We start from the raw sequence: 9,185 nt of genomic DNA, 5'->3' as shown, positions 1-9,185 counted from the left end.
GCTTCGTAAAATGCGACACCCTACACGTATACGCAAGCTAGAAGGCTTCATTGAGCTCCCAAACATGTAACCTAACGGCTTCAATTAAGCATAATAAATATCAAAAGCGCGTCGAATTACTCGTCGCGCTTTTTTTGTAATCTATTAACTTTAACTATTTTTGATTCAATCATGATTCGTCAATTTCTTCAGCTGGATAGGTCCAAATCTCACTAAGAGTCGGGTGGTAGTGTGGGATTTTTGCGAACTGTCCCGCTGTGGAATGGAATGCCATGGCAACAACAACTTCATGAATGAGTTCCGCAGCCTCCGGACCGACTACCGCACCACCTAGAATCTCTTTAGTTTTAGCGTCGCAAATTAATTTAACAAATCCATGTTTAGAGCCGTGGATCATTGATTTACCGTGATCATTAAATGGATGCGTTTCTACGATTACTGGACGAGCTTCAGCTTTGGCATCGATCTCAGTCAAGCCTACGGCTGCAATTTGAGGCTCGGTAAAAATTCCGTAGAGCTTGAGTCTATAGTTCATTTTGCCAAAATCACTCTTCCCCTCCATAAATTTGATAGCATTCTCAGCAGCTAACTCCCCTTGCTCAATTGCGATGTGGACAATCTCATAAGGACTGCAGACGTCACCACAAGAAAATATATGTGACATAGTGGTTTGCATATTTAACCCTACAACGACCCCCCCTTTAGAGTTGAGCTCAATACCAGCAAGCTCCGCAGCTAGGTGTGCGGTGTTTGGTTTGCGACCGGTTGCTGCAAGTATTGCGTCGGCATCAACAAATTTTTCGACGCCATTTTTTGCGTAGATAACACGTTTTTTACCATCGGATGTTTTTTCAACGCGCAGTAACTGTGTATCACACTCGATCATCATAGTTCGTGATGTGAGCGCCGCCTCTAACTCGTCAGCTAGATCTACGTCCATACCTGTGAGTAGGTGGGCACTGCGTTGAATCACGGTCACTTCTTTATCAATTGCCTCGAAATAATGAGCCATTTCCAAGGCTATAGCACCACCGCCTAACACCACTAGTGAGTCAGGAGTGTCAACCATATCTAAAACGTCATCGGAGGTCAGATAACCATGTTCATGTAAGCCTGGTATCTCAGGTACAAAAACACTCGAGCCTGTTGCTAAGATAAACGTTTTAGCTTTAACAGTAGTTGAGCCGCCATCCCTTAATTGCACTTCTAGAGTGTTGGGATCAGAGAATGCTGCGTGACCTCGAATGAGTTCAAATCGACCATCCTGCAGTTGCTCAGACCTATAATCGGAGAAGTCCTTAATTAGAGCACGCTTCCGCTCAATGACGGACTCTTGGTTTACTTTGCTCGATGTCACATTGATGCCGTACTCCGAAGCTTCTCTGACGACAAGGTTACGGTTCGCAGACTCTATAAGAGCCTTACTCGGCATACACCCACTTAGAATGCAAAGACCGCCGAGTTCATCTGCGCCATCTATCACTGCAACCTTCTTGCCAGCCGCGGCAGCAGTTCTAGCAGCTGCATAGCCACCACTTCCGCCACCAATGACGGCCATATCAAATTCTATATTCGTTGTCATAATGTTGTTTCCTCAGTTGGATTCTAGAGCACTCCTTTTGTTTGTAAAATTATACGCATCTCACTCGCGTCCTTGGCTATATTGGCCGTGAAATCTCCGTATTCGTCATTCACTGATTCATACTTAGATCTGACCTCGTTTGCTCGCAAAGCCCCTGACACGCTTCTAATTAAGATGGCCAACACGAAGTCTGATCCATAGGCCTCCAAAGCTGCAGCGTAAATCTCTGGGTCGCGTTGACTGTCATCACCAATGAGGATGAACTTAGCATCTGGATACCAAGAGGCGACCTCATCAATAGCTTGACGCTTGTGTTGGTCATGGCTAGGAGTAAGCCATTGCTCAGGTGTGAGGCCCCAGTTGGTCATGAATAATCCACCGTCTGGCAGCTTGGCTCGTTGGAAAACTCGCTTCAAAAAGTTTGCCAAATTCCACGGTGAGCTTGTCACGTAGAAGACTGGGTGTGCCCCATTGCAGTTAAGTTGACTGACTAAGCCGCCCACTCCTGGAACCAGCTCACGCGTGAGTGAATTTCCAAATAAAGTGGTCTCTAGCATTTTCCCCATGGAGACCGATCCCGTCTCCATTAGAGTGTCATCAACGTCGCTAATAATTACCATGTCTTTGTAATCCCGACTCCCTATCAAGTCGACTTCTGCTGAGTAGCCATGATTTGGCAAACTTACCATCACGCTTGTGATGTTTTCATCACAGGTATCGTGGAGCTCGAAATAGCCTTCCTTGTTAGATCTAATGGTAATCACTCTATCACCAATTTTCACCTCAACTCTAGCATTAGGGAAATCCAGAGTGAACCAATTACTAGCCATCCTCTTAAAGTTCTCCCACTTGCCATCTTCCGCTTTCGGAGCCGTCATCACACGCAGTGCCATAACGCGCCCAAATAGGTAAATCCCCTTCGGATGGTGCAATGCGTTGTACACATCAGCCACTGGGTGCGCCTTTTTTCGTGGGATCCAGAACGTCACTAAGTACCAGATTACCCCGAGAAGCCACTCAAGCACCAGTGCTCCGTGACGTAACCATATCATCAGCCGTCTCATCGATAATATAATGTTTAGCACACTGTCGTACGATGACAAGCTGGCAACATAACAGGCTAGGCAAAATGGCGTTTTTCCACTATGCCAAAGTCATGACATCAGAGGAAATTCACGCATCCATTTATGCAATGGGTCAAAAAGCACGCAACGCAGCACACGCACTCTCTCTATTGAGCCCTAAAAAGAAGTCTGCCATCCTGCGCGCCATGGCCCAAGGCTTGCGAGATTCCTCCACCACTATCCTTGATGCCAACATTAAAGATATCGAAGCTGGTGCATCAAAGGGGCTCAGCGGAGCTTTACTTGACCGATTGAGACTCGATGCCGCGCGTATTGAATCCATTGCTGCAGGTGTCGATCAAGTGGCTGACCTCCCTGATCCAGTCGGAGAATCCTTGGACACTGTGACTCGACCTAACGGCATCAGTATTGAAAAAGTTAGAGTGCCTATCGGAGTGATAGGGATCATTTTTGAGAGTCGCCCCAATGTCACCTCAGACGCCGCTGTGCTTTGTCTAAAATCTGGCAATGCTACTATCCTCCGTGGTGGCTCCGAGGCGATCCACTCAAATAAAGCAATCGCTGAAGCTCTACAATTAGGTGGAGAAAAAGCCGGCCTCCCAGAAGGTGCAGTTCAGCTCATCCCCTTCACGGACCGCGAGAGTGTCAAAGTTTTAGCAGGCATGGATAAATACCTCGACTTGATTATTCCTCGCGGAGGAAAAGGTCTCATCGAGACCGTTGTGAGTCTCGCCAGAATGCCCGTCATTAAGCACTATGATGGAATCTGCCATGCCTTTGTAGACAGGGCTGCTGATCAAGATCTCGCAATAGCGATAATCGATGACGGTAAAACCCAAAAGCCATCTGTCTGCAATGCATTGGAGACGGTTCTTGTTCATGAAGATGTGGCTGCATCCTTTCTTCCAAGACTCGCTCAACGACTTCAGGTTCGCGGTGTTGAAATCCGTGGCGATGAGGCCACGTGTTCCATTCTTCCAAATATAAAGGCAGCAAGCGAAGAGGACTGGAGCACCGAATATCTAGACCTTACCATTTCTGTTAAGGTTGTGGCTAACCTAGATGAGGCAGTGTCGCACATCAACCAATACAGCTCGCAACACAGTGAAGTCATCATCACCACTGATGCTAACGCTGCGGCGCGTTTCCAATCTGAAATCGATAGTGCGTGCCTATTTCATAATGTATCCACACGATTCGCGGATGGTGAAGAGTTTGGCTTTGGAGCTGAAATAGGCATCAGTACGGACAAGCTCCACGCTCGCGGACCAATGGGTCTCAATGAGCTCTGCAGTTATCAATACAGAATCTCAGGTACAGGCCAGATTAAGGACAGTGCACGGCAAAGTACTCTTTAGTTGTGAATTTGCACAAATATGCAACTAGGCTACGCTCTTTCATTTATGAAGACTATTTTCTGTTGTTGTGTTGTTGTTCTAAGTCCCCTCGCGCATGCCGCTGAAACTCCAAAAATCAATCCGGTGACAGTTTCTATTGATGTGCCAAGTCCTGCTTGGTCACTCAACATTACTAGTATTCACAAAAAAGGGAACAAATTGCTGGTGGTATGCAATGCGCTGCAAAAGGAAGGCATGTCAGCGGCGATGTTGTCAAAAGCTACTGACTCCGTTCTGATTCCAAGCAAGTTTGCTCAGCTGCCACGTGATGTCTATGTGATTGGCCAAAAATGGAACTACAGCGATGGCTACAAGGCGGTCACGCGCAAGGAAATGGACACACTGCTAATGGACTCGACTACAGTGTACACTGCCAAAAAGATGCTCACTGAGAAGTCATTCATCGGTCTAAGCGTAAAAGAGGCTCATGCACTCGCTAAGGAAAACAAGATCCCATCCCGAGTTGTCGAGATAGATGGTGAACCACAGCCAAGCACCATGGATATCCGTCCAGAACGCTTTAACTTTGCCATCAAAAAAGGTAAAGTCACACGTGTCACTAAAGGTTAGTCAGTACTCTCTCGCATTAAGCGAGTGATCACGCGAACCTTCAGTTTTCGTTTCGAGTGTGTATTCGCGGCACTCTGAAGCAGTTCTACCATTTCGGCACTGACTGCTTGAGAGCTGTCGATGGTGATTTCAACCACCTGCACCCCAGCTTTATAAGGCATTTTTTTCACCGAGCTCACAATGAGTCCATCAGTGGCGGCTACTTTAACAAAAACTTCTGTGATGTCATCACCACCAGCGAGTTGCTTCACGATCACTGATGACAATGGAACCATCAGCCCGAACATAACTAGAGTGAACACAATCATTGTGCGTTTTGCCCAGACTGTTGATTGGCCTCCCTTCCCTCGGATTCCTGCCATGAAGAAGTTCATTGCGGATCCTAACACGATAGCCACGACGTTAGTTCCAAATAAAACAGCAGCCCCTTGAGCAACCTGGTATTTACCAAAGGCCAAACAAATTCCTGTCGTAGCGATCGGTGGCACTAAGGCGGCCGCAATAGCCACACCAGCCAGAGCTCCACTCAGTTTTGGCCTAGCCAAACAGTAGCTGGCAGCAACGCCTGAGATAAAAGCAATACCCAGATCCAATACGCTAGGAGCACCGCGAGCGATGAGTTCATCGGTGAGCCCGTAACCGCAAATTTTAGCAATAGTGCCCAACAGGTACCCCACCACCAAAGCTGAAACAAAACCAAGACCCACAGCTTTTTGGCAGCGTTTCCATAGCGGCCAATTTCCCTGCACGACAGACAGGCCTCCACCAAGCAAGGGCGTCATCAATGGAGCAACAAGCATCGCGCCAATAACCACCGCCCCACTATCGGCAATAAGGCCCAAAGCTGCGATTGCTGTTGCCAGTAGCATTAGGGAACCAAAATCAAACGACCAACGGCTTTTATCTTCAATGTCAGCAAAAAGGGCCACACGTTCATCACGGTTAAGCTGTGGCACTGAAAGCTGGAGACTGCGCTCAAGTCGATTCCGTAAGCGGTGCCCAATAGGCTTCTCACCGCGAATCACCGCCACGCTCATCCCTTCCGTTCCTCGGAGCAATTTATCGGGTACCGTACCGAAGAGTTTTCTTCTCACTGAGCTGACACCAGAGGCTCCAATAAGCATCATGCCGTAGCTCCCCCCACTCACTTCCTCACGGATAGCAGAATACACCGAGTCGTTTAGGCTGACTTGCTTCGAAATTGCCTCAGGTTTTACTCCTGATCGACGAAGAAAGCGATCAAGTCTGCGCTCACCCACTTCTATTGCCACATCATCAGTATCTGGTTGCACGAAAAAGGCTGTCACCTCTTTCCCAAATGCTTCGGCTGCTAACTTTAAGCCTCGTCGAGAATTGGGCCCGCCCGCACAAGGCAAAAGCACCTTGCCTTTACCTGAGTCTCCTTCCCCAATGCGGAGAATCATGATTGCGCTATACACTGAATCCACCAGTCCTTGAATAGCACTTCTATAATAATCTGGGTGGCTCATCCTGTCTTGTAAGACCAATAAGCTAGCTTTTGTCTGAGCTAGTTGAGTCATGACAGATTTGCGTATATTAGCCGTCTCCACCTCACCCAACTCAATAGCAACAAAACTCTGAGAGTCTACGACCTCTTGAATTCCATTCCACCAGTCATCTTGAGTTTCCACACCCCAAACGGTCTCACCAATAGATGGCCCGTCTTTCACACGAAGTACGGATAGTTTGGAGGCCTTTCCCCCAGTTAACCTTAATGACCATTGCACCAGTGCAGCGGAGGACTCACGGTCCCTAACAACCAACAAAATATTCACGCGCACAAATTACCCACTCACTTCCCCAATCCAAGAAAATTACTTTTGATGCGCTAGAGTTATCCACCCACTTAGGTAGTGGACCCTCTAGACGGATTTAGCAGGCGTGATGGTTTTTCGTTTTGATACAGACAAAAAAAGCTCTCACACAGGTGTTTTAGAGATCATCGATAGACAGAGTGCTGAGGTTAAGGGAAAGGATCAGAGCCTTCTCGCGTCTGGCGATTTAGTCGGATTCAAATACCCAGACTCTCATCGCCACAATAAACCAACTAACAAGATCGCGCTCGACTACACAACCCAAGTCAAAGTTCCGCACGAAGGAGAAAAGGCGCAATTTCATAAAGGAAAATCGCGTTCAAGGTGTGCGATAATCTCACTGTGATCGTTGCTACTGGCACAAATATATCAATCAGCGTGATAAAGACTGGACTGGTGAAGAACCCACATAAGCCTATCAGTAACCAGATAGCTAAGGCATCTAGTACAATTTACGCTAAACGAAAGCATCAATCAACCTTGGCGCTCTGACTACCACTCAGATGAACTGCTGGATGGCTGACCAGACAACCCTCTCCGAGAGTGTCGAGCCGTTTTCTGAATACCAATTTCCCGTGTAGAGTGCACGAATCGATGCCACGAATAAATGCTGCGGCAATACTATTCCACGGTTGGGCGACTCGCTCAGAGAATGGTATCTTCGGAGGATCAAGCTACCTCTGGGTCATTGGCGATGCAGCATGGCTTGCTCAGAATATTTGGGATCACTACGCCTACACCAAGGATAAAACTTACCTTAAGGAAAGAGCATTCCAAATCCTCAAGGAGCTCTGTAAGCTCTATGAAGAACTACGCGATCGAAACAGGTGATGGGAAGCTCATCAACCCCTAAGTGTCTCTCCTAAGTACGACCCAAAGGTTGCGGGTAACTCTCCTACGAAGATCAGCTCATACATGACCTTTTCACTAGCTACATTGAGGCGTCTAATGACCACCGAGTAGATGTTAACTTCCGAAAGAAAGTAAAGAGCATGCAATCACAACATCTTGAACCATAAGTTAGTAAATGCGAGCTGTCAAGTTCATGGAGCCGCTTTCTTGTACCTCTTTAGCAATAACGTATCTGATCCTGTGCTGTATGTATAAAAAATGAATCCTCCGTGGAGTACTAAACCGTCTGACAAGGCTTGCATAAAATAGTCTAGCATTACACATTGATATCAATGCCACACACTACCGCCAGCCTCATTAATCAGTGTCGAGAATCTGGGCTCCGCCGCACCAAGGCGCTTGAGCTACTTCTCGACACATTACTAGCCTCCCCTAGGCCGATGACATTAGCTGAGCTTTCGGAGCATAAGAACCTGAACACTCAGTGTGATAGAGCTACTGTATTCCGACTTCTACAGCGACTCACGGATAAAGGAGTGGTGCGAAGACTTGGTCTACATGAACGGGCTGCGTACTTCACGCTTTTGCTGGAAGGCCGCCATCAAGATTTTCTCATTTGTTCTGAGTGTGGTAAGATCGAACCGATCAAGGCTCCGTGCCCAGTCCATGCGCTTGAACGTGAAATTGCAGCATCCACTGGCTTCACCGGACTGTACCACGAGCTCGAGTTCTTTGGCGTTTGTCCCGATTGTAGCAAGTAGCAAAACTCAGCGGTATGAACACTGACGATCAACTAAGCGATGGGTTTATCAGTTTCCAGCGAGTTGAGAAGTCGGCATCCGAGAGAACTCTACGAAACTACTCGCAGGCACTAGCAGCATTTCAAACCCACATGGAGAAAAGTAGTTTCCCAGGTTGGAAGGCGTGTACGGAGGAAGATTTTCGTGATTACCTCTACCATTGCATGCAGTTAGAAATGGCGCGTTCGACCATTCGTTTGCGATTTTCAGCACTGCGTTCATTTTATAAATACCTTATCCATCGTCACGGATTAGCGAAGTCCCCATTAGTGGATCTTCAGATGCCAAAGCAGGAGAGGAAGCTACCCACTATCCTAAACCAAACTCAGGTAGTAGAGCTCTTAGAAGCACCATTGAATGCGGAACTGTCAAAGCAGGCGCCTGAATGGCTGCCTCTGCGCGACACAGCAATTCTAGAGCTTTTTTATTCAACGGGCCTCCGCCTATCCGAACTAGCTGAACTTCAGGTCAGTGATATTGATCATAGCCAAGGGGTTGCGAAAATTCTAGGCAAGGGATCTAAAGAACGGATTGTGCCCATTGGGAGTTACGCTCTCACAGCCGTGCAAAACTACCGTATCTCAGCGCGTGTCAATGAAGGGCCGCTCTTCATCAATAAGAGCCGGAAAGGGATCTCGACCACCTCGATTGGCACCATGCTGAAGAAATACCTTCGCATGACTAGTATCCCCTTTCACATAACCCCTCACAAATTGCGCCATTCTTTCGCCACGCATCTATTGGACAATGGTGCGGATCTAAGGTCAGTCCAGGAACTGCTGGGTCATGCATCGCTCTCGACGACTCAGATCTACACTCATGTTAGCACGAAGCGCATGAAGGAGTCCTACAAAAGCGCCCACCCACGGGCTAAGTAGTCTTCTCACTACTCAGCATTCATCAGCCCTTTGATGCTGTTCATTTGAGCTTTCCAAGCCCCCTTACTGTAGCCACCTGCTAGAGTCATCACGTAAGGGATCTTATGCTTCTTGCAATATTGATAGAGGATGAGATCTCTAGCGGCGATTCCCTCAGCACTCATTTTCCCGTTGGCCAGTGGATCT

At 47.6% G+C, this 9,185-nt stretch carries 8 protein-coding genes; 5 read left to right on the top strand and 3 right to left on the bottom strand.

Annotated features, from left to right (window positions below; genetic code table 11):
• Positions 1-169 precede the first annotated feature (169 nt).
• Both ABGY95_RS04295 and ABGY95_RS04290 read right to left on the bottom strand, forming a co-directional pair.
• Entirely contained in the window at positions 170-1,582 is a 1,413-nt protein-coding gene (locus ABGY95_RS04295; RefSeq protein WP_347440466.1) for an NAD(P)/FAD-dependent oxidoreductase, read from the bottom strand.
• Between the two features lie 23 nt (positions 1,583-1,605).
• Complete coding sequence (locus ABGY95_RS04290; RefSeq protein ID WP_347440465.1) at positions 1,606-2,646, bottom strand: phosphatase domain-containing protein; 1,041 nt, start codon at positions 2,644-2,646, stop codon at positions 1,606-1,608.
• A gap of 92 nt (positions 2,647-2,738) precedes the next feature.
• Here ABGY95_RS04290 and ABGY95_RS04285 point away from each other — a divergent pair, with 92 nt between their 5' ends.
• Entirely contained in the window at positions 2,739-4,025 is a 1,287-nt protein-coding gene (locus ABGY95_RS04285; protein WP_347440468.1) for a glutamate-5-semialdehyde dehydrogenase, read from the top strand.
• 45 nt (positions 4,026-4,070) lie between these two features.
• Positions 4,071-4,634 (top strand): hypothetical protein, encoded by a 564-nt coding sequence (locus ABGY95_RS04280; RefSeq protein WP_347440464.1) that lies wholly within the window; start codon positions 4,071-4,073, stop codon positions 4,632-4,634.
• On the opposite strand, the gene ABGY95_RS04275 is transcribed toward ABGY95_RS04280, so the two are convergent.
• Complete coding sequence (locus ABGY95_RS04275) at positions 4,631-6,430, bottom strand: DUF389 domain-containing protein (RefSeq protein ID WP_347440463.1); 1,800 nt, start codon at positions 6,428-6,430, stop codon at positions 4,631-4,633. The two genes, ABGY95_RS04280 and ABGY95_RS04275, sit on opposite strands and share 4 nt — an antisense overlap.
• 633 nt (positions 6,431-7,063) lie before the next feature.
• Here ABGY95_RS04275 and ABGY95_RS04270 point away from each other — a divergent pair.
• The 3 genes from ABGY95_RS04270 (at position 7,064) to xerA (ending at position 8,999) form a co-directional block, all read left to right on the top strand.
• On the top strand, positions 7,064-7,300 hold the full coding sequence (locus ABGY95_RS04270) for a hypothetical protein (RefSeq protein ID WP_347440462.1): 237 nt from the start codon (positions 7,064-7,066) through the stop codon (positions 7,298-7,300).
• A 353-nt stretch (positions 7,301-7,653) separates the two neighbouring features.
• A complete protein-coding gene (locus ABGY95_RS04265) occupies positions 7,654-8,082 on the top strand; it encodes a transcriptional repressor (RefSeq protein ID WP_347440461.1) in 429 nt (142 codons plus the stop codon).
• A gap of 14 nt (positions 8,083-8,096) precedes the next feature.
• Entirely contained in the window at positions 8,097-8,999 is a 903-nt protein-coding gene (gene xerA / locus ABGY95_RS04260; RefSeq protein WP_347440460.1) for a site-specific tyrosine recombinase/integron integrase, read from the top strand.
• Positions 9,000-9,185 lie beyond the last annotated feature (186 nt).

The sequence above is a fragment of the Rubritalea sp. genome (genome assembly GCF_039830215.1).
Lineage (GTDB): Bacteria > Verrucomicrobiota > Verrucomicrobiia > Verrucomicrobiales > Akkermansiaceae > Rubritalea.
This window is presented reverse-complemented; position numbering and strand designations above follow the sequence as displayed.